The organism is Veillonella sp. LMAG:90 (assembly GCF_008679445.1).
Taxonomy (GTDB): Bacteria; Bacillota; Negativicutes; order Veillonellales; family Veillonellaceae; genus Veillonella_A.
Window position 1 is genome coordinate 1,664,362 of sequence record NZ_NAND01000001.1, and the last position, 24,502, is coordinate 1,688,863.

Consider the following 24,502-nt stretch of genomic DNA (forward strand, 5'->3'; position numbering starts at 1 on the left):
TAAAATAGGTCCTTTCCTTTAATTTTCGTCAATTTTCCTTATTTTTAGATTATTTTCTTATTGTTTACATTTTAACATGTTAGGCCTATAGGGTAAAGCGTTCAAATAGGTCATAAGTGTGATATACTTAAATAATAAGTATGTTTAGTAAAGGAGCAATTTATGAATTTAGATGGCTTAACCTTAGCCGTTTTGACCAGAGAACTTTCGGATCAATTAGTGACCGGTCAAATCCAGCGGCTATTACAAATAGATAAAACCACGATCGTCTTAAAAGTTAATACTCACCAAGGTAATAAAGACCTGGTTATTACAGCCGGTAATTTGCCGGCTTGTTATCTCAGTCACGGCATTACGGATTTACCTAAAGAACCGACTGCGCTTTGCATGTTTTTACGCAAACATTTGGAAGGCGCTCGTATTACAGCAATCAAGCAATTGAACGGTGACCGAATTCTGCGCATCAATGCGGATAAGTTGGCTCTTGACGGCTCCCTTATTTCGAATCGAATTTACATTGAGCTAATGGGCAAATATTCCAACTGCATTTTCGTTCAAGACGGCCAGATTCTGGAAGCGCTCATTCACGTTACACCGCTCATGAACCGCGAACGTTCCATCGCGCCTAAACTCACTTATGAGTTACCGCCGAACAGCGAACGAGGCAGCCTTTTTGAGTTCAATAACGAAGAAATCGGCGAATTACTTCACAACTTCGGTCAAGGAACCGTAGCCGAAACAATTCGTCGCATTTTTAACGGTTTCGGTCCGGCTCTGTTAAAAGAAGTATGTTATGACGCCGGTGTAACCGAAAAAACGGAGTTTACATCACTTACTGCGGAACAAATTACGTCTATTGCAACGGCTCTTATCAATTTAAAAGAGACTATTAATGATGCCAAGCAATTATATGAATACGAGAACGCAAACCATAAAAAGTTCTACAGCCCTGTGCCCCTTACCTATTTATTGGCGCAAGGCGGTCAGTTAACGGCTACCTACGATTCCATCTCACAACCGCTTGAAGTATCCGTTGTAAAACAAGGCGGCATCAATACGACCACGCGTGAATTGGAACGAACTTTAGAACAGGCTATCAAAAAAGAAGAACTCCGTCACAGTAAGATTGAAACGGAACTTAACGATAGCTCCAAAGCCGATGAATATAAGGCTTTTGGCGATTTATTGATGATTAACGCCTATCGCGATACACAATATGAACCAAATATCACCTTAGACAATATTTTAGTAAACCCTGTTGAACCGATTACCATTTCCCTCGTGCCGGAATTAACCGTTGTAGAGAATGCGCAAAATTATTACAAACTGTATACGAAGTTAAAAAATCGTAAACAAAGCGGTTTATATCAATTAGAGCAAAGTAGTCGTCGCATTGACTATCTTCAGTCCGTTTTATACAGTTTAACCATTGCCGATAGCAAGGAAACGGTTCAAGAAATCTACAATGAATGCGAACAGGCCGGGCTTTTGAAAAAATCTAAAAAGCCGGTTAGTTATAAGGCACCGAAACATAACTTCATGCATTTTCAAATTGACGGCGGTGAAATTTTCATCGGTCGCAACAATCAGCAGAATGAATATTTAACCCATCGTTTCGCCAAGCCTGATGATATGTGGTTCCATACTTTGCAGGTACAAGGCAGTCATGTTATCTTACGCACGCAAGGCGGTGAACCAACCGATGAAATGCTTACCTTAGCCGCCCGCTATGCCGCCTATTTCAGTCGGGCTCGCGAGTCCTCCAAAGTAGCCGTCGATTACACCCCGGTTAAATTTATAAAAAAACCACCCGCATCGCCATTAGGCTTTGTTATTTATACAAATCAGAAAACAGCCGTAATCGACCCGAAAGAACCGGTATTAAACAAAGAAACAAATTTCTACGAATAAGCAAAAAAGCTCTCAGGAAATCCCCTATACCAAGTATAGCAAGGATGCTTCCTGAGAGCTTCTTTATTTCAAGCTTACAATGACCGGCATTGTCAACCAAATCACCAAAAGTAACGCAATTAATCGCGATTGGATTGTTTTAAACTTTCACGGTTTTGACGCAAGCTTTCCAAAGTTTTTTCCAAATTGTTTTCAATATAACGCATTACATCTTGAGCATATTGAATCGAACTGTTTTTCAATTCTTCGGAAGACTGGTTAGCCAAAGTAATAATTTGGTTAGCCTGAGTCTGAGCCTGTTTAACAAGTTCGCTTTCTTCCGTCAATTTTGCAATATAATCTTTGGCCTGAGCAATCAAAGTATCGGCTTGGCGCTGTGCATCTGCCAAAATTTTATCTTTTTCAGCCATAATACGGCGGGATTCTTCAAGCTCCAACGGCAAAGATTCATTAATGGCATCTAAGACACGCATAATTTCTTCTTCTTCAATGACACGTTTGGTGGTCATAGGAATGCGACCACTGGTTTCAATTAAATTTTCCAAATCTTCTAAAAGTTTTTCTGTTTTCATTCTCGCCACTCCTATTAGTACTATTCACTACGATTCGCAAATTTTGCTTCTAACGCTTCTTTTACTGCATCCGGAACTAAGCCGTCAAGACGACCATTAAATCGCGCTAATTCGCGAATTCCCGTGGAACTGACAAATGAATACTTATTATTCGTCATGATAAAAACGGTTTCAATATCGTCATCCAAAAACTTTGAAAATAAAGCTCGTTGGAATTCATATTCAAAATCAGCAAGCGCTCGCAAGCCTCGAATAATCATAATACTGTTTTTTGATTTTGCATAATCAATCAACAGACCTGATGCACAATCCACTTCAACATTAGGTATATGGGCTACGGAGGCTTTAATCAATTCAACTCGCTCATCTTGAGTAAACAAATTATTTTTATTCGGATTAGTTAAAACCGCCACAATCAACTTATCTACAAGCTTACTCGCTCGTTCAAAAATATCGACATGCCCGTTTGTCACAGGGTCAAAACTCCCTGGGCAAATGCCTATACGCACTATATTAGCTCCTTTCAAGCTCATAGGGTACACAATACGTCACCTTCGTATAACCAAAGCGTTGTTCCCTCACAAGGCTCCAACCTTCCGGCAATACAAGCGGTTCGTTTTCATGATGCTCCACAATAAGCATTCCATTTTCTTTTATTAATTGCTGATTTACGACTACAGCCAACGTTGCGGCCACAAAACCTTGTTCATATGGCGGATCCGCAAAAATATAATCAAACTGACGACCGGCTAACTGTTTAGCCGCCGTTTCAATCGATGTTGGTATCACTTCAACCGCGTCTTCCATATGACAATGCTCAATGTTCGCTTTAATAATTCGAGCTGTCCGTTTATCAACGCATACGGCCAGTGAGGCACCGCGACTGACGGCTTCCAATCCGAAAGCGCCTGTACCGGAGAAAAAATCAAGTACGGTGGACTCAATCAAACCGTAACTAGTCAGTATATTAAAAATACTCTCCCGCACACGATCCTGTGTGGGTCTCGTACTCATCCCTTTCGGAGCTTTCAATATATGACCTTTGGCACGTCCTGCAATAATTCTCATACTTCCCTCTTTATGCCTACACTTGTCTTTTAATTATAGTATATAATGTTCCAAAATAAAAGTACATTCCTAGGGAAAAATTATTATAAGAACATTTCATCTTTCAAGTTGCGCCCCATCAGCTCCATAAGTGCTGTTTGAGGCGATTTTTGATGATATAAAACTTCGTATAAAGCTTCTGTTATAGGTAAATCCAATTCTTTTGCTTTAGCGATTTCATACACCGTTTTTACGGCAAAAAAGCCTTCTACCACCATATTGGAATGATTCATTATATAATCCATAGTTTCACCGGCTGCCAATTTCTGACCCGCTGCGCGGTTCCGACTATGGCGACTCATACAAGTGGTAATCAAATCGCCCATACCGGCGAGTCCGGCATAAGTTTCACGCCGCGCCCCCATAGCCACTCCAAATTTGGTCATCTCATGAAGACCACGTGTCAAAAGAGCGGACTTACAATTATCACCAAGCTTCATACCGTCTGCAATACCGGCCGCTAAAGCGATAATATTCTTTGTTGTCGCTGCCAGTTCTACACCCGTCATATCTTCATTCACATAGACTCGGAAATTAACAGTACTTAAAGCCTGTTGCACTTGCTCTGCCGTTGGTACCGTTCGTGCCGCCACAACCGTTGCAGCCGGTAAATCTCGGCCTATTTCCTCGGCATGATTAGGGCCGGATAAAATAGCTAATTGCTCCGTAATATGGCCTACCACCTCGTCAGCCACTTCGGATAAACGTTTACCCGTCTCTCGTTCAATCCCCTTAGAGCAAATAACTACCGTCGTTTTCGAAGAAATATATGGGGCAAACTGCTTCAGTGTATCACGCACATAAATAGACGGCGTCACAATCAAAAGGATATCACTGTTTTCGGCCACTACAGCCGGTACATGACTGATATTTAAATTTTCCGGCAAGGCAACACCGGCCAAATATTCTTTATTTTCACGATCCGCCTTTAAGCGCGTCGCCTGCTCTTCACGGCGACAGTAAAGCCAAGCCTCATTGCCTGCTTGAGCACTTTTACAAGCCAGCGCAGTGCCCCAGCTGCCGGATCCTATAATTCCTATTTTCATTTAGAATCATCACGCTCCGTCCGTTCAACTTTTAATTCCTGACCGCGCAAAAGACGCATAATATTTTCACGATGACGCAAAATTACGAATAAAGCGGCCACCGTACCGAATACGATATACCATAAAGGTTCACCGAAGACAATCATCAAAATCGGTACCAACGCGGCCCCTACGATAGAGCCTAAGGACACATATTTGGTAAAGTACACGATAACGGCCCATGTAGCAAAACAAATAGCCGAAATCAAAGGTACTAAAAATATCAACACCCCGAGCCCCGTCGCTACACCACGACCACCTTTGAAGCCCAAAAATACCGACCAATTATGGCCTACCATAGCTAAAATGCCACCTAAAAGCATCAAATTCGGTTCCGGCGAAAAAATAGCAACGCCTGCCATACCTTTACCGGCATCGCAGAGAAATACCGGTAAAGCTGCCTTCATGCCCAGTACGCGATACGTATTCGTAGCACCGATATTTTTACTGCCGTATAAACGGACATCTGTATTGAAAAATAATTTACCGATAATTAAACCGCTGGGAATGGAGCCTAAAAGATATGCCACGACTGCCAATCCGATAATAGTCATAGTATCCATTAGTCGTCATCATTTCCCTTCTTACCGCGTAATATCAAGCGAATCGGTGTACCTTCAAAACCGAAGGACTCACGAAGTCTGTTTTCCAGGAAACGCATATAGGAGAAGTGAATCAATTCCGGTTCATTTACAAACAGTATAAAGGTCGGTGGTTTTACCGAAGCCTGCGTAATATAATAAATCTTCGGCAAACGACCGCTTCTGGACGGTACCGGATTGACGTTCTGTGCATCCGATAATACTTGATTCAACACGCTTGTAGAAATACGCATGTGTTGCTGTTCCGATACGAATTTAATTAAATCGGCTAAACGATGGATACGCTGTTTCGTCAATGCGGAAGCAAAGAGAATCGGCGCATAACGCAAAAAGCCCATTTCATCGTAAATATCTTCCGTGTAACGGATGGTCGTTTTATCGTCTTTTTCTACTAAATCCCATTTGTTGACTACGATGATAATCCCTTTACCGGCTTCATGAGCATAACCGGCAATTTTCTTATCCTGCTCTGTAACACCGTCCACGCCGTCCAATACGAGAACAACGATGTCAGCTCTATCTACGGACCGTAAAGAACGAACGATACTGTAGCGTTCTACCGGTGCATCGATTTTTGCTTTACGACGCATACCGGCCGTATCGATAAGCACAAACTTCTGCCCCTCATGTGTCCAATGCGTATCAATGGAGTCACGAGTTGTACCGGCTACATCACTTACAATAACACGATCCTGTCCCAATAAAGCATTTGTTAACGATGATTTACCTACATTCGGACGACCGATTAAAGCTACATGGATAGTATCTTCTTCATCTTCAGCCGTTGCCGAATCAGGGAAATGTTTTACCACATCATCCAATAAATCGCCAAGATTCATTAGGTTTTTAGCGGAAATACCGATAGGATCGCCAATACCTAAATTGTAAAATTCATAAATGTTGGCTTCCTGATTTACGCTGTCAATTTTATTAACAACCAATAATACCGGTTTACCGCTGGCACGCAAAATATTCGCTACTTCTTCGTCAGCCGGTACGATACCTTGTTTGCCGTCAACGACAAATAAAATAACATCCGCTTCTTCGATAGCAAGTTGCGCCTGTAAACGCATCATTTTAGGAATTACATGACTGTCGGCGGTGATGAATTCAATCCCGCCCGTGTCAATCATGGTAAATTCTCGGTTAAGCCATTCGGCATCAAAATAAATTCTATCGCGCGTTACGCCCGGAATATCTTCAACAATGGAAATACGTTTATTTACAATGGCGTTAAACAATGTAGATTTTCCCACATTAGGACGCCCTACCACTGCTACTAATGGTTTTGCCATATTGTCACCTCAATTTTTACACAAATTATCACACTATATTGTAACATATATAAAGCAATCCATAAAGAAGGGATAATGCAAAAGGAGCCATAAAGGGCAAAGCCCTTTACAGCTCCTTATATAAGCGCTACGCGCTATTGGTTACAATTATTCAGCGTCGGATTCAGCTGTTGCAACAGGTTCCATTAACTCAGTCAAAGCAAGGCCAAGTTTCTTTTCATCTTTGTTAAGAGAAATAACTTTAACTTCTACTTCTTTACCACGAGTCAAGTAGTCTTCTACTTTAGCATTACGCTGTTTAGTGATCTGAGAAATGTGAAGTAAACCTTGGATGTCGTCGTTAACAGCTACGAATGCACCGTAAGCTACCAAACGAACTACTTTACCGGTAAGAACGTCGCCAACTTTGATAGTTTCTTCAGCTACGTCCCATGGGCTCTTAGTCAATGCTTTCAAGGATAAGGAAAGTTTGTTGCTTTCTGCATCAAAGGATTGCAATTTAACTTCGATTTCCTGGCCTACGGACAATACGTCTTCAACGCGTTTGATTTTGTGCCAAGAAATGTCGGAAATGTGAAGTAAACCTTCGATACCGCCGATATCAACGAAAGCACCATAAGGCATAATTTTACGAACAATACCTTTATAGTTATCGCCAACATGAATGTTTTTCAAGGCTTCTTCCAATTTAGCCTTGCGAGCTACTTCCAATACAGCACGACGGGAAAGAACCAAACGGTTTTTCTTTTCGTCGATTTCCAATACCTTAGCTTCGAATTCAGTACCTACTAAGCTATCGAGAGATTTAACGAAGTGTACATCCCCTTGGGAAAGTGGAATAAAACCACGAAGGGATTTAACAGTTACAACAAGACCTGCAGGGATAGCGTCCACACCTTTACAGATGATTGGTTCGTCTTTTTCCTGAGCTTCCTGTACATACTGCCAATCTTCGTCTTTAGCCAAACGAGTGATGGACAAGTAGATAGGATTGTCTTCCTTGATGTGATTCATAATAACGGCTTTAATCTGATCGCCTTCTTTGAGCACGTCTTTAGCAGAGGCAGGTGCCGGATATGCGATTTCAGTACGATTCAAGGTTGCTTCTGTTTTGTAACCGAAAGAAACATATGCTTTGTCGTCTTCTACGGATACAACAGTACCTTCTACTACAGTGCCTTTCTTAAAGTCTTCTGCCCAGTCAGCTTCGTTAGCTAACAATTGTTCAAATTCATTCATTGTGTCAATGACCTCCTTAATTATCCAGTCGGGTGTCGATGCACCGGCTGTAACCCCTACCGTTTGGACATGGTTGAACCAGTCCAATTGTAATTCAGCAGCGGTCTCTATATGGTAAGTAGTACATCCAACGTCACGACAGACCTCTGCTAATCTGTTTGTGTTGCCGCTGTTCTTACCGCCTACCACAATCATAAGGTCCACCGTTTTTGCGAGTTCTACCGCCGAATTTTGACGTTCTTGAGTAGCTGTGCAAATCGTTTTGAAAACCTTTAGATTTTGAGTTTTTTCCTCTAATATATCTATTATACTTTGAAATTTAAATTGTGAAAAGGTAGTTTGTACAACTACACCCCTATTTTCCACGAAAGGCAGAATTTTAGCTTCTTCTTCAGTTTCTATAACTATGCCTTTGTTTTGTGCCCATAAATTGATACTAATTACCTCAGGATGCTTTTTTTCGCCTAAAATAACAAGCGACATTCCCGAGTCAATGACCGATTTTGCATCTTGTTGAGCTTTTTTTACATGGGGACATGTTGCGTCCACCACTTTAAGTCCTTTATCGGTCGCTTCTTCATACACAGCCGGTCCCACACCATGGGATCGAATGATTACTGTACCGCCGGGAATTTCATCCAGCGAATCCACGGCATACACGCCATGTTCTTCCAAATTGGAAACCACTTGCGGATTATGAATGATAGGACCTAAGGTATAACTGCGCTCTAACTGATCTGATGTGTCTTGAGCCATATTAACAGCCCTCTTCACACCATAACAAAAACCGCAATTTTCTGCAATACGAATTTCCACGCCTGACTCCTTATCGTTTAAAATCCGGATGAGCCGCCCGATAGTCAGCCATAAGACCTTCCAGAGCCACCCTGACTTTATCATTTAATTCGGCAATGGCTTCCGGTGTAGGTTTTGCTTTCGCTACGGGAATCGGTTTACCGATTACGGCAGCCACTTGACCGCGTTTCATCTGATACGATCCCATAATAGCCACCGGCACTACGGGTACACCCGTACGAAGCGCCATCGATGCTACGCCGTCATGGAATCGGCCCAACGTATTATCCTTCTTTTGCCGGGTTCCTTCCGGAAAAATGCCGAGCACTAAATTATTCTTCAATAATCCCATAGCATGACGAATGGCGATTTTATCCACGCCGCCACGTTTTAAAGGAAACGCGCCCAACCAGCGACAAAAGAAATTGGAAATCGGATTTTTAAATAATTCTTCTTTGGCCATAAAGCTTACATGGCGCGGCAATGCACGCCCTACGATGCACGGATCGTTGTTGCTCTTATGATTGGGAGCCACAATGACCGGTCCTTCTTTAGGGAAGTTTTCACGGCCTACCACATCCGCTTTATAAATCCAACCATATACGACTTCAAAAGCCGAGCGCCATAAACAATCTGAAAATTTATCCATGAATACGCTCTCCTTTACTTTTCTGTTGCCGTAATCAATTGTACCATACGAGCAGCGGTTTCATCAAAAGATAAATTATCAGAATTGATAACTATCGCTTCCGGTACACATACAAGGGGTGATTCTTTGCGATTCGTATCCATTTCATCGCGTGCCATTACACTTTCTTTAATCGTTTCCAAGGATACGGATTCTTTATCCGGCGTTTCCAACCAGCGCCGTTTGGCGCGAGCTTCTACGGAAGCCGTCAAATAAATTTTTAATTCCGCATTAGGTAAAACCACCGACCCGATATCACGGCCGTCTAATATAACACCCCCTGCACTGGCCATGGCACGTTGCTGTGCCACTAAAAAGTCGCGAACAGCCTTAATGGCTGCAATTTGTGATACGGCACCGTTTACCTCTTGCGTGCGAATTAAGAACGTTACATCCTCACCATTCACAAACACCTTGAAAGCATCTTCGGTAGGTTCCATGCGTAGTGACAAGTCAGGCAATAAAGCTGCTACCGCTGCCTCATCGGTGGGATTTACGCCGGCTTTTAAAACAGCCCACGTAACGGCCCGATACATGGCCCCCGTATCAATATATAAATAGCCAAGCTGTTTGGCTACGGCTTTAGAAATACTACTTTTACCGGCCCCGGCAGGACCGTCAACAGCTACCGCAATACGCTGTTTACTCATCAAAAAACTCCTCTCCGTAACATGCTTAGTCGGCTGCTTCACCGTGTACGGCATGCTGTGCCGCCACATAGCCGGTGGCAAACGCCGCCTGCAAATTGAAACCGCCCGTAAAAGCATCAATATCCAATACTTCACCGGCACCGTAAAGTCCTGAAATCAATTTAGATTCCATTGTTTTCGGTACAAATTCCTTAACCGAAATGCCGCCCGCTGTTACGATGGCTTCCGCAATAGGTCGCATCTGTTTAAACGTCAAAGGCATATGCTGTAACACGTGAACCAAGCGTTGGCGCTCTTCACGGCTGATTTGATTAATAAATTTATCCGGCGTAAGATTCGCTAATTCTATAATAACAGGAATTAAGCGTTGTGGTAAGAGGTCTTTTAAACCATTTGCCAATTGTTTTTTGGAATAGGTCACAAAATCTCGCTGCACACGCTGATCCAGCTGCTCCTGCGTTAAAGCCGGTTTTAAATTAATCTCTAAACCGATAGTGCCTATATTCTTTTTCTTCATTAACTTACCAACTGTATGACTTAAAGATAAAACAATCGGGCCGGTAATCCCGAAATGAGTAAACATCATTTCACCGAATTGTTTAGCCTGCACTTTATCTTTAGCCACAGCCGACAATTCCACATTACGAAGACTTAAACCCATTAAATCTTTAACCCACGGTTCCTTCGTCTCCAAAGGTACCAATGACGGACGTAAATCCGTCACCGTATGGCCCACCTCTTTAGCCATAGCATAGCCGTCACCGGTAGAACCGGTAAGCGGGTAGGACAAGCCTCCGGTTGCTAAAATAACCGCATCGCCATAATAGGTTTCTTTATCGGTTACAACGCCTTGAACCTTATTGTCTTTTACAATAATATGCTTAACAGCTTCATTTAAATGTAAAATGCCGCCATAGCCTTTATACACTCGCATATACATATCGCGCACTTCAAGAGCCGAATCGGACACTGGAAAAACTCGGCCGCCGCGCTCTACTTTAGTAGCCAACTTCCATTCATGGAGTAAATCCAATAAATCGCGATTGTCAAACTGCTGATAAGCACTCATGAGGAACTTACCGTTCCCCGGTGTTTTCGCGATAAAATCACTGATAGGCGCATCATTGGTAATATTACAACGCCCTTTGCCGGTAATGCCCATCTTTTTACCTATCATGTTCATTTTTTCGATTAACGTTACTTTAGCGCCTTCACGAGCGGCAATAGTAGCTGCCATAAGACCGGCTGCACCGGCTCCCACTACGATGATATGTTTCATGGTCTGCCTCCACCGGAACGACGTTTAGCACCACGCACCGCGCCGTTACGACCGAACTGTTTTTTATTGTCTTTCGCCGGCATTTTACGACCTTTAGCGCCGTCGCCGGGTCCTTTGCCGAATGGTAATTTGCAGAGTGCTTTTAACTGACGCAGTTCTTCCCCCGTAAGTTTACGATAAGCACCACGTTTTACTCCGGCTAAGGTAAGTCCGCCGTAAGCAATGCGTTTTAAGTTGTACACACTATATTTAAAATGCTCAAACATACGGCGTACCTGGCGATTGCGACCTTCGTGAATGGTAATCTCAACCAACGTAGTGTTCGTCTTGCTGTCAAAACCGTAATCTACGATTTCTGCCGGCGAGGTAGGACCATCTTCCAAAGTAATACCCGCACTCAATGCCTCCAAATGCTCATCCAAAACACGACCTTTGATTTTAACTTCATAGGTCTTGGTCACACCTTGTGACGGATGCATTAAAGCCTGAGCCAAGGTACCGTCATTGGTGAATAACAACAAACCTTCCGTGTTGTAGTCAAGGCGGCCTACCGGATATACTCGATTTTTAATGTCTTTCAAATAATCCATTACCGTAGCGCGTCCCTGTGGATCGCCAACTGAAGTAATGCTGCCTTTCGGCTTGTTAAAAATATAATATTCCAATGCTTCCGGTTCAATACGCTGACCGTCAATTTTAACGCGGTCCACGGCAGGATTAATTTTAACCCCCAATTCCGTAACCTGACGACCGTTTACCTGTACCTTACCGGCCACGATTAGTTCTTCCGCCTTGCGCCTTGATGCATAACCGCAGCGACTGATATATTTTTGCAAACGTTCTTGTTCCATAGTCTGCTCCTTTCCCTTATTCCGTAATCTCACGGGCTTCATGAGCCTCAATCGTATTGTTATTTTCACCGTCAATTGTCGGACTTTCATGGTCTTCGTCGGCTTCAATAGTGTTATTTCTTTCAACAGTAACTGCCACACTGTTATCGACGGCTACTTCACGCTTTAAGGTTTCCACCGATTCTATGCCCACACTGCGCAAAAATGTATCGGTCGTACCGTACAATACAGGCCGGCCGATGCTTTCCTTACGGCCCAGTTCCATAACTAAATCGCGGTTCACTAAATGCTTTAAAACTTTTTCACAATTCACACCGCGCACTTCTTCAATTTCACTTTTCGTAACCGGCTGCTTAAAGGCAATAACCGCCAACGTTTCCATCGCTGCCGGCGACAAGCGGTCTTCCCGTTGGCGAATCTTACTCACATATTCACTGCTCTCCGGCGCACTTACAAGCTCGGCTCCGACGCCGCTTACTTTTAAACGAAGACCTCGTTTATCAACCACCAGTCGATTGGCATATTCCTCCAATAACGCTTCGGCCTCTTCAGTTGCACAATCAAATAGTTCGCCAAGCAGTGTGATAGGCACCGGTTTGGCTGCTGAAAAAAGAACTGCTTCCAAATGGGCGAGCAGCGATGTATCGCTTGGCTGATTCACATCTGTCATAGTTTGTTACTCACCTTTCTAACTAATATACGCTTACTTCTGTAATATCTTAATCTAATCGATTAAATAGCTACGCCTGTATTGCCATAATAAGCATAATCGAAAAATCTATTATAAACTGAGCTAGACAATTTCACTCACTAAGGTTACATCCTTTAACGAGCCGTCATTAGGCCCTTCCGTCACTGAGTGTATAGTAAAAATTTGACGCTTCAATAATTCCAAAACAGCAATAAACATAGTCACTTTGGCAGCCCGCACGGTTACCTCATTAAGCAAAGCTACAAAGCTGAATCGGCGTTGTTGTTTGGCCCTCATAAGCAAAGAATCAATCGTATCTTCCAAGCTGTAAGCCTCTTTTTCCACTTTTACCTTTGGCGGTTCCGGCACCGTTTCATCCACTCTATCAATACAAGATTTAAATAAACTGTACAATTGGGCAATGTCAAAACGAAATACCGTTTCCTGACCCCATTGGCTCAACGAATCGGGCCGGCTAAAGCTCTGACTGCTCGCTTCGGAACGCTCCGTCAATGCCTCAGTCAATTCTTTGATTTGCTTATATTCAAGCAAGTTAGCCACCAATTCGTCACGGAGATCCTCTTCCTCTTCCGGATTGAGCGGTGCGTTTCTTGGCAACAGCATGCGAGATTTAATCTGTAACAGCGTAGCCGCCATAATCAAAAACTCACTGCTGTAATGAATATCAAAGGTCTGCCATTCTTCGAGCTGCGCCATATATTGCGACGTAATTTCCACAATGGGAATGTCGTAAATATCTATTTTATGCTTTTCTATCAAATGGAGTAATAAATCCAATGGCCCTTCAAAAACGGCCAGCTTATACTCATAGAGTTTCATCATATCTCCTTACGATTCGGCAAACAAATAAGAGGGGTTATACGCCCCTCTTTATGTTGTCACGAAGTCTCGATAACCTTTTTTTAATTGTATCATAGAAAAATAGCATTTAACAACCGTCAAAGTATGTAAAAAAGCATATTAAACCTTGTATTTTTACTATATTTCTGCTATCGTATTGATGTTATTATAATATAAAGGAAATGCGTTATGAAAACTCTTATATCATGGTGGCGCAATGCCGTCGTTCAGGCAATTTTGTGGTGTGTCCTCATCTTTGCCGCTTTTTATTTTATTTACGAACCTATTGCCTTTGGCTTTGATTGGGAAGATATTCTTTTGTTATCCCTCCCCTTGTTATTGGGACTGGCCATATTCCAGCAACTTATGCGCAGTACTTTATGGCATCGGGCCTTCTTGGGGCATGGCCTTTTGGGCATTGCCTGGGCTTTAACCTATCCTTTGTTATATCATTGGTCCTATACGAAGCCCTTTTATTTTTACGAATTCTTCCCGGATTTCTTATTTGGCTTTCTACTCTTTGTGGGGCTCAGCTTACTCCACTATTTCATGGTACACCATCTGCCATACCGCCGCTCTTTGAGCATCCTTATCGCACTCATCCAGTGGCTTTTGTCTTTGATTCCGTTAATTCAAATCGGCTACTATATTAACACGTGGCATTGTTTGACGCCGGCCACCTTAATGGCACTGTATCAAACAAATCCGGAAGAAGCTTTCGGCTTTTTAAAAAGCTCCGCCGGCATTCCCGGCTTAATCGGCATCGGCATCGGCAATGTACTCTTATTCCTGTTTTACTACTGGTCAAACCAGGGGATGAACCGCTTGTCCCGTCGCGATATGATGACAAGATTGCGTTTAGGCGTACTCAGCATCGCCTGTCTTGCCTGTGTAATCTACTTACCTTTTGGTTTTATGAAAACGGACATTGTTAAAAACTGGACTGATGTAGCTACATATATGAAAGAGTTACAACAATACAGCGACAAACATCATGAAATCTACAATGACCTACATCTCGAAACAGATGAAACCGCTGCCACCGGCGCACCGGGTACTATAATCCTCGTTATCGGTGAATCGGCTTCGCGCAATTACATGAAAGTCTACAATCCAAGCTTTGCTTACGATGATACTCCTTGGCAAAGTGAAATGGCAGCCTCAAATCCTGATTTTATCTTCTTTAAAAACGCCTATTCGTCTTATGTACAAACAGTACCTACCTTAGAACGGGCTCTTACGGAGCGCAATCAATACGATGATAAGCCATTCTTGGATTCTGCCAATATTCTCGATGTGGCTAAAAAAGCCGGTTACTACACGAGTTGGTTTAGCAACCAAGGCGTTTACGGTGAATACGATACAGCTATCTCCTTAATTGCCAAAACGGCAGACAGACCTTTATGGGCTCATGAAGCATATATGTTCTCCGATAAGTACGACGGTGTTATTTTACCGCTACTCCAACAAGTAGAACCGTATAAAAATAACTTTATTGTTATTCATATTATGGGCAGTCATATTTATTACAATGACCGCTATCCTCATGAATTCAGTAAATGGAAAGTCGGCGAGGTACCAAAAGGCAAGGAAGCCTATGCCAACAGCCAACTCTATACGGATTGGGTATTACAGCAAATTTATACCTATGCCAAGGATCACTTAAATCTGCAGGCCATGATTTACTTCTCTGATCACGGAGAAAGCCTCAATTATTCCCACAATCCGGATATTTTTGATTTCGACATGGCTCGCATTCCTCTATGGGTTTACTTATCGCCAACCTACGAAGAAGCCTATCCGGAAACGACGGCTATTCTGCGCGACCATGAAAACAAATATTTCACCAACGATTTACTCTACGATTTAGTGTCCGGTATCTTACAGGCACCGACTAATCGTTATGATCGGACCAGAGACTTCTCGAATCCGAACTATCGCTTCAACAAGTATAATTTAACGACTCTTTTAGGTCAGGAACCATTGACCAATGACCCGGAAGCAGCCGCACCGGAGCGATAACAGTTCAAGTTTAATTCGAAGCGAATAAAACCGGAAACACACAAAAAGCGAGTCCCCTCAGAAGCGGGACTCGCTTTTATTTACGTTACTATTTTGGTCGGTATTGATTAAACTAAAGGTAATGATAAATGTACAACCGTACGAACCGGTTTTTTCACATTGCGATCAGTGCTCTTGAAACCCAAGGCTTTGTATAATTCTTTGGCACTTTCCATGCTAGGTAAGGAATCTAATAGAAGCATCTTATAACCTTTTTCTTTAGCTTCTTCTACAAGAATGTGAGCAATATTCATACCGAGGCCGGTACGACGAAATTCAGGGCGTACATAAAGGCGTTTCATTTCAGCTGTTTCATAGTTAACATGGTGTAGAGCTACGCAGCCGGCCGGTACATCATCTACAAAGGCAATGTATAATGCTTCACGGTCGCCTTTATACTTTTCTTCTAAGCCTTCAAATTCTTTCACATTGGCAGCAACACCTAAGGAACGTACATAATCAACAAATAGTTTCTTTACTTCATCAATATACTCATGACCATCACGAAGTTCAAAATTCATACGAAATCCTCCTTTAGCTATACCATAGTATGTATCTGTACCAAAATATACATGATTAATTACTCTAAATATATAGTTCGCTATAGGAGGAAAAAAGTCCTTCTTTATTTCAAAAAAAATAGACTGAATTTTCATTCAGTCTAAATGGTGCCGAGGACCGGAATCGAACCGGTACGGTTGTCTCCAACCGACGGATTTTAAGTCCGTTGCGTCTGCCTGTTCCGCCACCCCGGCATGGGTGGAAAAATATGGAGGCGGCACCCAGAATCGAACTGGGGAATAAAGGTTTTGCAGACCTCTGCCTTACCGCTTGGCTATGCCGCCAAATAAATGGAGCGGAAAACGAGATTCGAACTCGCGACCCCCGCCTTGGCAAGGCGGTGCTCTACCACTGAGCTATTTCCGCATAAATGGTGCCCCAGGACAGAATCGAACTGTCGACACAAGGATTTTCAGTCCTTTGCTCTACCGACTGAGCTACCGGGGCGAACGTGGCGACCCCGATCAGATTTGAACTGACGATCTTCGCCGTGACAGGGCGACATGTTAACCGCTACACCACGGGGCCGTATACGTTACTTTGTTATTATAGGGGTTTCAGCAACAATTGTCAAGCAACTTTTTGAAAAGTTTTTACATGCTTTTGACTGTTTCATTACTTTCGCCGCCCTTAGCAACGAAAATTATTCTACCATTTTTCAGAGTACTTTGTCTAGTATAAATCTAATATTTTATTTCAATTTAATTAAATTCTTTCAAAGGCTGTAAAAACGGGTTATGAGCCAACTCTTCTTTAATCGTTGTATCCTCTGCATGACCGGGATGAACAATTAAATCAGGGTCCCATGTCATAATTTGGCGAAGCGAAGTCTTAAGCACCGCATCATCCCCATTATAGTTATTCGTAGCCCCTACTGAATTTTTAAACAAAGTATCGCCGGTAAACAGATGATTCCCCCACTGTATAATAACGCTTCCTTTGCTGTGTCCCGGCGTTTCATGCACATAGAGGTCAAATACCCCGAGCTTTAGCGTTCCTTCCTTTAAGGGCAAATACGGGGATTGAAAGAGGCCTTTATAGGCCGATGGCATCCGCCGTTTGGCATGCAGCAATTCATCATCCCCGGGATGCATATATAAAGGAACAGAACGTTCTTTCAAAACACCGTCAACGGCACACACATGATCGCAGTGACCATGTGTGAGTACAACGGCTTGAAGGTCCGCATCCCCTACCATTTCAAGGACTTTATGGGCATGAAAGCCCGGATCTATGATGAGCGCCTGACCGGCCTCTTTTAAAACATAACAATTTGCCTTGTATAAGCCTAAAGGCTGCTTTAAAATTTCCATAAAGTCCTCCTGTCCAAGTCATACGTTGAGCCTTCTATTCAAGTCATACGTCGGGCCTTCTAGTATGGCTATTAATCTCCAGTGAGTAAAAATGTTAAGGCATTAGCCTCTGCGATGAGTACCTACCGGTTGCAATACCTTATAAGAACGTTTGCGACGTTTAAGGAAATAGCCCTGCCAAAAATCAGGATGCAGTAATACAAGCAAGGTAAACAATTCCAAACGGCCGAGCAACATATCGATTACACAAATAATTTTGGCCATCGGATGAAGCACCGCAAAAGAGCCTTGCGGCCCCAGTTTGCCGAACGCAAGCCCTACGTTCCCCAAAATCCCCGCTACACATTGTAAAGATTCACCGAAACTAAGGCCTGTAGCGGCAATGCCTAACGCGGAAATAGCAAATACAGTCATGTACAAGAAAAAGAACTGCTGCGTCATTTGAACCCATTTTTGCGGCATCGATTTGCCATTAATCGTAATGGTCTGCACCATATCGGGATGAATAGCCTTACGCAAATAAATAATACTGCTTTTAATTAAAATAATGATACGAATAATTTTAATACCGCCCGTAGTAGACCCGCTACAACCACCGAAGAACATGGACATAAAGAGCATCATTTGTGCGAGCGGCGACCATACATCATAGTTGCCAAGAACCAAACCGGAACCGGTTTGCATAGACACAATCATGAATACAGCCCGATTAAACGAGGTACCGGGAGAAAAATTATCTGCCATATATAAAGCATACATTACAATGATTGACCCGATAAACAGAATCAATAAATACATGCGATATTCAAAATCCTGCCAAACCGCTTTGAGACCTCGCTGGAATACGGCATAATACACGGTAAAGTTACCACCCGCCAAAATCATAAAAAAGATTAAAATCCAGCGAATAGCCCAATTTTCCGTATAAATATCAACGACTCCGTCGTTTGGTATATAACCACCGGTGGCAATCGTGGTAAACGTCATGTTAATGGCGTCAAAATACGACATACCGGCAATTACTAACGCGCTGAAACATACGGCTGTAAATAATAAATAAATAGTCCATAATTTAAAAGCCATAGAACGAATGCGCGGCAATACCACACCGGGACGCGGTACCGAAGCTTCAGCGTTGAACAAATGAGCCGAATCAGCCCCTAAGTTCTTAAGGAAGGCCAGCACCAATACGACAATCCCCATACCGCCAAGCCAATGAGTGAGGCTGCGCCACAGCACAAAACTTTTGGGTAAGCTGTCCAACTCTTCCACCACAGACGCACCGGTAGCCGTTATCCCCGATACCGACTCAAATAAAGAATCTATAAATGTTGGCAAAACGCCGCCGAAGTAAAACGGAAAAGAGGCAAAAAAGGATACCAAAATCCAGATAGAACTAACGGTCAAAAAACCGTCGCGCAAACTGTAACTTGTACTCGGCTGCCCGTAATAATACAATAAACTGCCCGTTACAGCCGCCATAATGGAGGCGCCGATAAAAGAAAAATATGACTCACCAACCGTCAAACCGTAAATGAACGGAACCCACATAATTCCTGCAACAATGAGGATTAACTGCCCCACTAATCGCATGACAATCTGTATACGCATAGGACACCTCGATTAAACCGGCTTCAAATACGTTAATAGTTTATTAACATGATTCGGCAAACTAAAGAAAACAATATGGTCATTGGCAAAAAGCACCGTATTACCTGTCGGCACGATAGTGGAACCATCACGTACAACAGCACCTACCAAGGCTTTACCGGGGAGCTTCAAGTCTTTCAAAGCACAACCCACAAGCGGCGATACCGGACTCAATACCACTTCCACGGCTTCTGCTTTGGAGCCTTCAAAGGTGGAAATGCTCACTACATTTTCACCGCGTCGTACCATACGTAAAATCTCGCCGGATGTCAATAGGCGCGGCGAAAATACAATATCAATCCCCACTTGTTCCATAAGGACAATATATTCCGGTCGACCAACGCGCACAATTGTCTTTGGCACACCTAAATGTTTGCCCAATAATGCTACCAGCAGATTCAATTTATCATCATCAGTAAGGCAGATAATAGCATCACAATCGGAAATTTCTTCCGCTTCCAATAAATTCATATCTGTGCCGTCACCATTGATAACCATGGCATTCTCTACCATAGAGGCCAGCAGCTCACAGCGCTCCATGTCTTTTTCGATAACTTTAACCATGTAACCGGCTCGATCGAGGAGAACCGCTAAATTGCGACCGATAAGGCCGGCCCCAATCAATAGAATACGCTTGGTTTGCTCCATCATGGCTTCTTCGTGGAATTCTTCGGCTATTTTCAAAATAGCGTCTTTCGCCCCCAAGAAGAATACTTTATCCATATTCAACAGACGACTTTCCCCATGAGGAATAGTCATTTCGCCGTTCCGGAGAATGCCTACAATAATAACACCTTCCGGAAATTGAATATCCCGCAAACGTTGGTTAATATAAGGAACGTCTTCATGCATCTTAAATTCCATGAGACGGACAGCCCCACTGGCAAAATCCTCCACATCAAGAGCTGCCGGAGTCTGTAATACCTGCACAATTTCTTGAGCCGATACCATCTCCGGATTAATAAATAAATCAACCCCTAATTGTTCCTGTAACTCGCGGTTTTCTTCTCTCAAGTAATCATTATCACGAACACGAGCTATAGTACGAGGAATCCCGCCGATTTTTGCCACCGAACAAGCCAGCATATTTACTTCATCGGAATCCGTAACGGCGATGAGCATACCCACATCATCCATACCGATTTCTTTAAGTAATTGTAAACTGCTGCCGTTACCTTGAACGAGACTTACATCTAAGCTGTTCTCCAGATTACGGATGCGCTCTGCCGATTTTTCAATAATATATACATCATGTTCATCTTGCACGAGGCGCTGTGCTACGGAATAGCCAACCTTACCGGCGCCTACCACAATAATTTTCATAATTAATCAACCCTCAAATTCAATATGTCGGTAAATGCAAAGAAAGGCGTAATTGATTACGCCTTCTATTTGCCGTCACTACGCCTTACGAGTATCCTCTTTGGCTTCCTTACCTGTGTCAGACGCTTCGGTTACACCTGCACTTTGGGGTGCGTCACCGTTTGTCTTACTTTTCACAAGTTCCTCAGCCGCTGTTTTACCCGTTTCGGTCAATAAGGTCCAGCCTTCTTCCTGAATAACCTTACCTTCTTTCATTAAATGACCTACAGCACGTTTAAAGGCTGCTTTACTGAAACCGAATTTTGCTTTAATAATATCAGACGATGATTTGTCACTGTATGGCATACGACCATTACGCTGATATAAATATTCCAATAACACTTCGCCATCAATGGTCAAAGCCGTTTCTTTTACAGGACGCATGGATACGTTAACACGTCCGTCATCACGCTTATAGGTAACGCGAGCATCGATCAATTCGCCCACCTTCAAATGATGTGTCATTTCACTGTTATGAATGAACGCAATCCATCGTTCCGGCGTTATAAAAAATGCCCCGTCGGAGGTGAAGTTATAGATTGCACCGCGCACCATTTGCCCCACTTGAGCCTCTGTGGCCGGTTTGGAGGCACGGCGCATGGCGTCATCCACATCCATAGAAACAGCTAAACGACCGGACTTATCCGTATATAAACGAACCCAGACTTTCTCGCCTAATTGGGGACGACCGCGCATTTCCGCGTGTGGCATAAATATACCGCGTTCGGTACCCACTTCGACGAAAACGCCGAATTGTGTCTTATTAATGACTTCCACATAGCCGATTTGGCCTTCTTTAATGGCCGGCAAACGCATACTGGCGGTGAGACGACCTTTCGGATCTTTGTACAAGAATACCGGTACTTCATCGCCGATTTTCACCGGTGCGGTCTGTTGATCCTTATGAAGTAAAATGTCATCATTCGTATTACCCGTACCACCATCCAAGAACGAACCTTGGTCGCTTTGACGTAACACTTTCAGCGTGGCTAATGTGTTTTCAGATAATTGTGTTGCCATATTAAGCCCCTGTAAATTCTACGCGAGCCGCATCATTCCAAAGCTGTTCCAAGCCGTAGAATGAGCGTGTTTCCTGCCCGCCGAAAACATGACAGATAATGTCGCCGAAGTCCAAAAGAATCCATTCGCCTTCGTGATAACCTTCACGATGAAGCACGGTAGCGCCTACTTCTGCACCTTTATCTTCAATTTCATCGGCAATACTCTGTGCCTGTTTTACGTTGGACGCACTCACCAATACGAAATAATCCGCTAAGCTGGATAAACCTTCCAAATCCAAAATGGCAATGTCTGTACCTTTTTTGTCAAAACCTGCTTGTGCCAATGCTAATGCCACGTCTTTAATTTCTTGTTTCTCTTTCATGAAATCTCCTTTTTATAATCATCGCCAACAATAAACTATAAAAATAAATACAATATATTGTCACGACTAACCGTTACAACCCCTATAATTATTTTAACAATTATAATACTGTTTGTAACATAGTAAATTAATATTTATCCTTCTTTGGCGTTACCGGCCGAAGTATTTTTCGAATCATCGGTTGTCCCGTCGCCACCGCCTTCAATCGGCGCATTGCCTAAGGTAATGCCCAATAATTGCTGGGCTTCTACCGGGTCGTAAGTCCAGAATATTTCACCGTTAAGCACTTCCCTGGTGCCCGGTAAAATATAGTACTGTATATTATTACCGGTAAGACTGCCCAAACTCATAACCAATTTAACCGCGTCAGTCGTACTGATATTAGAATCATAATGGCTCCAGAGGCGCCACACATGCCACATGCGGGAAATAGTAAAGGTGTCTTCCTGAGAACTCAATAGTTGTTTTAAAAACCGCTCTTGACGCTGGGTACGACTAAATGCATTTTTATCGGCGTCCACAAAGCGCACATATTGATATGCTTTATCCGCATCCAATGTTTGATACCCACGTGCCAAATTGACATCGGCTGTATCTGTAGCGTCGTCAATATGTACCATTTCTTTTTCCACATACATATCTTGAGAACCCAGTACATCAAGGGTATCTTTAAAAGCCGCCTCATCGACCACCACATAATAAGGAATGGGAATATGGAATAAATCTTCCACCACGGCCTTAGTAAGTTCAATATTACCGCTGCTGTACATGGTATTGATCATAGATACGGACTTATTGTCACGGCTGTAAATTTTTGTATTGGACGGGATGCCGATTACATCAATATTTTTTTGTTGTTCATTTACGGATAGTAAAAAGAGAGCATCCCCTTGTGCCGGATTATTGCTATCTTTACCTACCAATAAAATATAAATCGGCTTATCCAGCGACTTTTGTTCTAAAGGAATTGTCGATACTTGATTTGGCTCTGACGGTGGTGCCACATCGGCCGTCGTTGTTGTCTCGGTCGTAGCTGACCCGCCAAAATAACTTACCGCTGCCTGATAACCGCGCCATAAACCAAAACCGATACCGCCTACCAGGACTATGAGTATTACCAAAGCTAAGATGACCCGTCCCCAGCGTACTTTGGGTTTTCGCCGCACTCGCCGAGTCGGTCTTTTACGCACTTCTTCTTCCATACTACACGCACCCTATCGATTATGAATACGCCGTACCATATCATTACGGCCTAAAATGGTTTTAAAATAAATACTCAACTCTTGATCCAGCAAATGGCGAATTGTCGTATCATAACCGGCCAACACCGCTTCATCCAAATCTTCCAAGGCCAGACTGCGTAAATAGTCTACCCCCGGAAAATCACGGGTTTCTTCCACATAATCGGCTAGAAAAATAATTTTATCCAATTGCGTCATACCTACGCGGCCCGTCGTATGATAACGAATGGCATCAAGAATATAACCGTCAATAATACCATAGCGATCATGGGCCATAACGGCACCACTTACACCATGCAATAGCGCACCGTTTACATACATATCCATGTCCACTTTGATGTCCGCCTCATCTACCAAACGCTGCATTTCCGATAAAGGCAATTCTTTAGCACAATCATGCAAAAGACCGGCAATATACGCTTCTTCCGGATCGGCACCATATCGTTGAGCCAATCCTACAGCAGCTCTCGCCACGCCTAAAGTATGGGCGAAACGTTTAGGACTAAGTCGCATCTGTAAATCATTAATAATTTCTTCAAACATAGTATTTGTTGCCTCACTTTTTATAAATATCATGTTGTGCAATATACTGAACTACAGCTTTAGGAATCATGTACCGAACACTGCGCTTGGTGCGTAATCTTTGACGTAAATCGGTAGCCGACAGCTGCATGAGCGGCACTTCCAGCAAATGAATACGGTCACGACCTAAATCACCAAAATATTCAATAATCTTTTCAATAGCCGCCGAACCATCCGGTCTTACAGCTCCTATAAAATGGCATAAACCGAGCAGTTCGTCAATATATTTCCAATTGGGTAAGTCTTGAATGGTATCTGTACCGGCTATGAAATAGTATTCCTTATCCTCACCATATTGGGCGCGGAAGTACTTTATCGTATCTACCGTATAAGACGGCCCTTCCCGTTTAAATTCAACGTCGGAAATAGTAAATTTAGGATTGTCCATAACAGCCGCCGCCGTCATCTCATAGCGATATTTTGCATCAATCACGTCTTCATGTTTGTGAGGCGGATGATACGCCGGTACAAAAATAACGCGGTCAAGTTCATAGGTTTCCTGCGCCATTTCCGCTATCATCAAATGGCCTAAATGAATTGGATTAAAGGTACCTCCGATGATGCCGATTCTTCCTGTAAGTTTCATAAGCAGTACATTATCCCCATAATTAACAATGATATTACAAGCCACAGTATTATTGCTTTAATATAGGATAGCCATTCATAGCGTCCCTTAGGTGTTTTTAAGTAGGAGCCATAAGCTCGTACCATATTGAGCCACT

The 24,502-nt window shown here is 43.0% G+C and carries 23 protein-coding genes, 5 tRNA genes and 1 pseudogene; 2 read left to right on the forward strand and 27 right to left on the reverse strand.

Annotated features, from left to right (window positions below):
- The first annotated feature begins 162 nt into the window (after positions 1–162).
- Positions 163–1,911: an Rqc2 family fibronectin-binding protein gene (locus CCC71_RS07335; RefSeq protein ID WP_156704989.1), complete on the forward strand. Its 1,749-nt coding sequence runs from the start codon at positions 163–165 to the stop codon at positions 1,909–1,911.
- A 119-nt stretch (positions 1,912–2,030) separates the two neighbouring features.
- Here the strand turns inward: CCC71_RS07335 and CCC71_RS07340 are convergent, their stop codons facing one another.
- The 13 genes and pseudogenes from CCC71_RS07340 to CCC71_RS07400 form a co-directional block, all read right to left on the reverse strand.
- Positions 2,031–2,483, reverse strand: a complete 453-nt coding sequence (locus tag CCC71_RS07340) for a hypothetical protein (RefSeq protein ID WP_021841785.1) — start codon at positions 2,481–2,483, stop codon at positions 2,031–2,033.
- 20 nt (positions 2,484–2,503) lie between these two features.
- Entirely contained in the window at positions 2,504–2,992 is a 489-nt protein-coding gene (coaD, locus tag CCC71_RS07345) for a pantetheine-phosphate adenylyltransferase (RefSeq protein ID WP_021841784.1), read from the reverse strand.
- A 4-nt stretch (positions 2,993–2,996) separates the two neighbouring features.
- The gene (rsmD, locus tag CCC71_RS07350; RefSeq protein WP_156704987.1) at positions 2,997–3,551 is read right to left on the reverse strand and encodes a 16S rRNA (guanine(966)-N(2))-methyltransferase RsmD; all 555 of its coding nucleotides are present in this window, start codon (positions 3,549–3,551) and stop codon (positions 2,997–2,999) included.
- A gap of 83 nt (positions 3,552–3,634) precedes the next feature.
- Positions 3,635–4,636 (reverse strand): NAD(P)H-dependent glycerol-3-phosphate dehydrogenase, encoded by a 1,002-nt coding sequence (locus CCC71_RS07355; protein ID WP_226974104.1) that lies wholly within the window; start codon positions 4,634–4,636, stop codon positions 3,635–3,637.
- A complete protein-coding gene (gene plsY, locus CCC71_RS07360) occupies positions 4,633–5,238 on the reverse strand; it encodes a glycerol-3-phosphate 1-O-acyltransferase PlsY (protein ID WP_226974103.1) in 606 nt (201 codons plus the stop codon). The genes CCC71_RS07355 and plsY overlap by 4 nt, the downstream gene beginning before the upstream one ends.
- Positions 5,238–6,572, reverse strand: coding sequence for a ribosome biogenesis GTPase Der (gene der, locus CCC71_RS07365; RefSeq protein WP_296333391.1), 1,335 nt, complete (start codon positions 6,570–6,572; stop codon positions 5,238–5,240). The genes plsY and der overlap by 1 nt, the downstream gene beginning before the upstream one ends.
- Before the next feature lie 147 nt (positions 6,573–6,719).
- Entirely contained in the window at positions 6,720–8,627 is a 1,908-nt protein-coding gene (locus CCC71_RS07370) for a bifunctional 4-hydroxy-3-methylbut-2-enyl diphosphate reductase/30S ribosomal protein S1 (RefSeq protein ID WP_226974102.1), read from the reverse strand.
- 10 nt (positions 8,628–8,637) lie between these two features.
- Entirely contained in the window at positions 8,638–9,255 is a 618-nt protein-coding gene (locus CCC71_RS07375; RefSeq protein WP_226974101.1) for a lysophospholipid acyltransferase family protein, read from the reverse strand.
- 14 nt (positions 9,256–9,269) lie between these two features.
- Positions 9,270–9,944, reverse strand: coding sequence for a (d)CMP kinase (cmk, locus tag CCC71_RS07380; RefSeq protein WP_226974100.1), 675 nt, complete (start codon positions 9,942–9,944; stop codon positions 9,270–9,272).
- A gap of 25 nt (positions 9,945–9,969) precedes the next feature.
- The gene (locus CCC71_RS07385; RefSeq protein ID WP_226974099.1) at positions 9,970–11,223 is read right to left on the reverse strand and encodes a BaiN/RdsA family NAD(P)/FAD-dependent oxidoreductase; all 1,254 of its coding nucleotides are present in this window, start codon (positions 11,221–11,223) and stop codon (positions 9,970–9,972) included.
- A 134-nt stretch (positions 11,224–11,357) separates the two neighbouring features.
- Positions 11,358–12,074, reverse strand: a pseudogene (locus tag CCC71_RS07390) (pseudouridine synthase); the annotation flags it as partial.
- Positions 12,075–12,090: 16 nt separating this feature from the next.
- The gene (scpB, locus tag CCC71_RS07395) at positions 12,091–12,744 is read right to left on the reverse strand and encodes an SMC-Scp complex subunit ScpB (RefSeq protein WP_247239800.1); all 654 of its coding nucleotides are present in this window, start codon (positions 12,742–12,744) and stop codon (positions 12,091–12,093) included.
- Positions 12,745–12,867: 123 nt separating this feature from the next.
- Positions 12,868–13,608, reverse strand: coding sequence for a segregation and condensation protein A (locus tag CCC71_RS07400; RefSeq protein WP_296333394.1), 741 nt, complete (start codon positions 13,606–13,608; stop codon positions 12,868–12,870).
- A 207-nt stretch (positions 13,609–13,815) separates the two neighbouring features.
- Between CCC71_RS07400 and CCC71_RS07405 the strand changes: the two genes are divergently transcribed.
- The gene (locus tag CCC71_RS07405; RefSeq protein ID WP_226974095.1) at positions 13,816–15,648 is read left to right on the forward strand and encodes a phosphoethanolamine transferase; all 1,833 of its coding nucleotides are present in this window, start codon (positions 13,816–13,818) and stop codon (positions 15,646–15,648) included.
- A 107-nt stretch (positions 15,649–15,755) separates the two neighbouring features.
- Here CCC71_RS07405 and CCC71_RS07410 read toward each other — a convergent pair whose 3' ends face one another.
- The 14 genes from CCC71_RS07410 to nadD form a co-directional block, all read right to left on the reverse strand.
- Positions 15,756–16,208, reverse strand: a complete 453-nt coding sequence (locus CCC71_RS07410; RefSeq protein WP_226974094.1) for a GNAT family N-acetyltransferase — start codon at positions 16,206–16,208, stop codon at positions 15,756–15,758.
- A 145-nt stretch (positions 16,209–16,353) separates the two neighbouring features.
- Positions 16,354–16,442: transfer RNA gene (locus tag CCC71_RS07415), tRNA-Leu, on the reverse strand.
- 15 nt (positions 16,443–16,457) lie between these two features.
- Positions 16,458–16,532, reverse strand: a tRNA-Cys gene (locus tag CCC71_RS07420).
- 7 nt (positions 16,533–16,539) lie between these two features.
- Positions 16,540–16,614: transfer RNA gene (locus CCC71_RS07425), tRNA-Gly, on the reverse strand.
- Between the two features lie 5 nt (positions 16,615–16,619).
- Positions 16,620–16,695, reverse strand: a tRNA-Phe gene (locus CCC71_RS07430).
- A 5-nt stretch (positions 16,696–16,700) separates the two neighbouring features.
- Positions 16,701–16,776: transfer RNA gene (locus tag CCC71_RS07435), tRNA-Asp, on the reverse strand.
- A 173-nt stretch (positions 16,777–16,949) separates the two neighbouring features.
- The gene (locus CCC71_RS07440; protein WP_226974093.1) at positions 16,950–17,561 is read right to left on the reverse strand and encodes an MBL fold metallo-hydrolase; all 612 of its coding nucleotides are present in this window, start codon (positions 17,559–17,561) and stop codon (positions 16,950–16,952) included.
- A gap of 102 nt (positions 17,562–17,663) precedes the next feature.
- Positions 17,664–19,172: a TrkH family potassium uptake protein gene (locus CCC71_RS07445; RefSeq protein ID WP_156704937.1), complete on the reverse strand. Its 1,509-nt coding sequence runs from the start codon at positions 19,170–19,172 to the stop codon at positions 17,664–17,666.
- Between the two features lie 12 nt (positions 19,173–19,184).
- Positions 19,185–20,534, reverse strand: coding sequence for a Trk system potassium transporter TrkA (trkA, locus tag CCC71_RS07450; RefSeq protein WP_296333396.1), 1,350 nt, complete (start codon positions 20,532–20,534; stop codon positions 19,185–19,187).
- Positions 20,535–20,612: 78 nt separating this feature from the next.
- Positions 20,613–21,593 carry a CvfB family protein gene (locus CCC71_RS07455; RefSeq protein WP_295224314.1) on the reverse strand — a complete coding sequence of 327 codons (981 nt, stop codon included), beginning with the start codon at positions 21,591–21,593 and terminating at the stop codon, positions 20,613–20,615.
- Between the two features lies 1 nt (position 21,594).
- Positions 21,595–21,957 carry a ribosome silencing factor gene (gene rsfS / locus CCC71_RS07460; RefSeq protein WP_021840646.1) on the reverse strand — a complete coding sequence of 121 codons (363 nt, stop codon included), beginning with the start codon at positions 21,955–21,957 and terminating at the stop codon, positions 21,595–21,597.
- Positions 21,958–22,091: 134 nt separating this feature from the next.
- Entirely contained in the window at positions 22,092–23,159 is a 1,068-nt protein-coding gene (locus tag CCC71_RS07465) for an LCP family protein (protein ID WP_156704933.1), read from the reverse strand.
- Between the two features lie 12 nt (positions 23,160–23,171).
- On the reverse strand, positions 23,172–23,741 hold the full coding sequence (yqeK, locus tag CCC71_RS07470) for a bis(5'-nucleosyl)-tetraphosphatase (symmetrical) YqeK (RefSeq protein ID WP_296333399.1): 570 nt from the start codon (positions 23,739–23,741) through the stop codon (positions 23,172–23,174).
- A gap of 13 nt (positions 23,742–23,754) precedes the next feature.
- The gene (nadD, locus tag CCC71_RS07475) at positions 23,755–24,366 is read right to left on the reverse strand and encodes a nicotinate-nucleotide adenylyltransferase (protein WP_021840649.1); all 612 of its coding nucleotides are present in this window, start codon (positions 24,364–24,366) and stop codon (positions 23,755–23,757) included.
- Positions 24,367–24,502: the final 136 nt, after the last annotated feature.

Bases quoted from the DNA above. Each gene is read 5' to 3' on its own strand.
- rsfS (WP_021840646.1), bottom strand. From the start codon at position 21,957: ATGAAAGAGAAACAAGAAATTAAAGACGTGGCATTAGCATTGGCACAA.
- plsY (WP_226974103.1), bottom strand. From the start codon at position 5,238: ATGGATACTATGACTATTATCGGATTGGCAGTCGTGGCATATCTTTTA.
- cmk (WP_226974100.1), bottom strand. From the start codon at position 9,944: ATGAGTAAACAGCGTATTGCGGTAGCTGTTGACGGTCCTGCCGGGGCC.
- CCC71_RS07410 (WP_226974094.1), bottom strand. From the start codon at position 16,208: ATGAATTTTGAACTTCGTGATGGTCATGAGTATATTGATGAAGTAAAG.
- yqeK (WP_296333399.1), bottom strand. From the start codon at position 23,741: ATGTTTGAAGAAATTATTAATGATTTACAGATGCGACTTAGTCCTAAA.
- scpB (WP_247239800.1), bottom strand. From the start codon at position 12,744: ATGACAGATGTGAATCAGCCAAGCGATACATCGCTGCTCGCCCATTTG.
- CCC71_RS07405 (WP_226974095.1), top strand. From the start codon at position 13,816: ATGAAAACTCTTATATCATGGTGGCGCAATGCCGTCGTTCAGGCAATT.
- nadD (WP_021840649.1), bottom strand. From the start codon at position 24,366: ATGAAACTTACAGGAAGAATCGGCATCATCGGAGGTACCTTTAATCCA.
- CCC71_RS07445 (WP_156704937.1), bottom strand. From the start codon at position 19,172: ATGCGTATACAGATTGTCATGCGATTAGTGGGGCAGTTAATCCTCATT.
- rsmD (WP_156704987.1), bottom strand. From the start codon at position 3,551: ATGAGAATTATTGCAGGACGTGCCAAAGGTCATATATTGAAAGCTCCG.
- CCC71_RS07400 (WP_296333394.1), bottom strand. From the start codon at position 13,608: ATGATGAAACTCTATGAGTATAAGCTGGCCGTTTTTGAAGGGCCATTG.
- CCC71_RS07385 (WP_226974099.1), bottom strand. From the start codon at position 11,223: ATGAAACATATCATCGTAGTGGGAGCCGGTGCAGCCGGTCTTATGGCA.
- CCC71_RS07440 (WP_226974093.1), bottom strand. From the start codon at position 17,561: ATGGAAATTTTAAAGCAGCCTTTAGGCTTATACAAGGCAAATTGTTAT.
- trkA (WP_296333396.1), bottom strand. From the start codon at position 20,534: ATGAAAATTATTGTGGTAGGCGCCGGTAAGGTTGGCTATTCCGTAGCA.
- CCC71_RS07455 (WP_295224314.1), bottom strand. From the start codon at position 21,593: ATGGCAACACAATTATCTGAAAACACATTAGCCACGCTGAAAGTGTTA.
- CCC71_RS07335 (WP_156704989.1), top strand. From the start codon at position 163: ATGAATTTAGATGGCTTAACCTTAGCCGTTTTGACCAGAGAACTTTCG.
- der (WP_296333391.1), bottom strand. From the start codon at position 6,572: ATGGCAAAACCATTAGTAGCAGTGGTAGGGCGTCCTAATGTGGGAAAA.
- CCC71_RS07340 (WP_021841785.1), bottom strand. From the start codon at position 2,483: ATGAAAACAGAAAAACTTTTAGAAGATTTGGAAAATTTAATTGAAACC.
- CCC71_RS07375 (WP_226974101.1), bottom strand. From the start codon at position 9,255: ATGGATAAATTTTCAGATTGTTTATGGCGCTCGGCTTTTGAAGTCGTA.
- CCC71_RS07465 (WP_156704933.1), bottom strand. From the start codon at position 23,159: ATGGAAGAAGAAGTGCGTAAAAGACCGACTCGGCGAGTGCGGCGAAAA.
- CCC71_RS07355 (WP_226974104.1), bottom strand. From the start codon at position 4,636: ATGAAAATAGGAATTATAGGATCCGGCAGCTGGGGCACTGCGCTGGCT.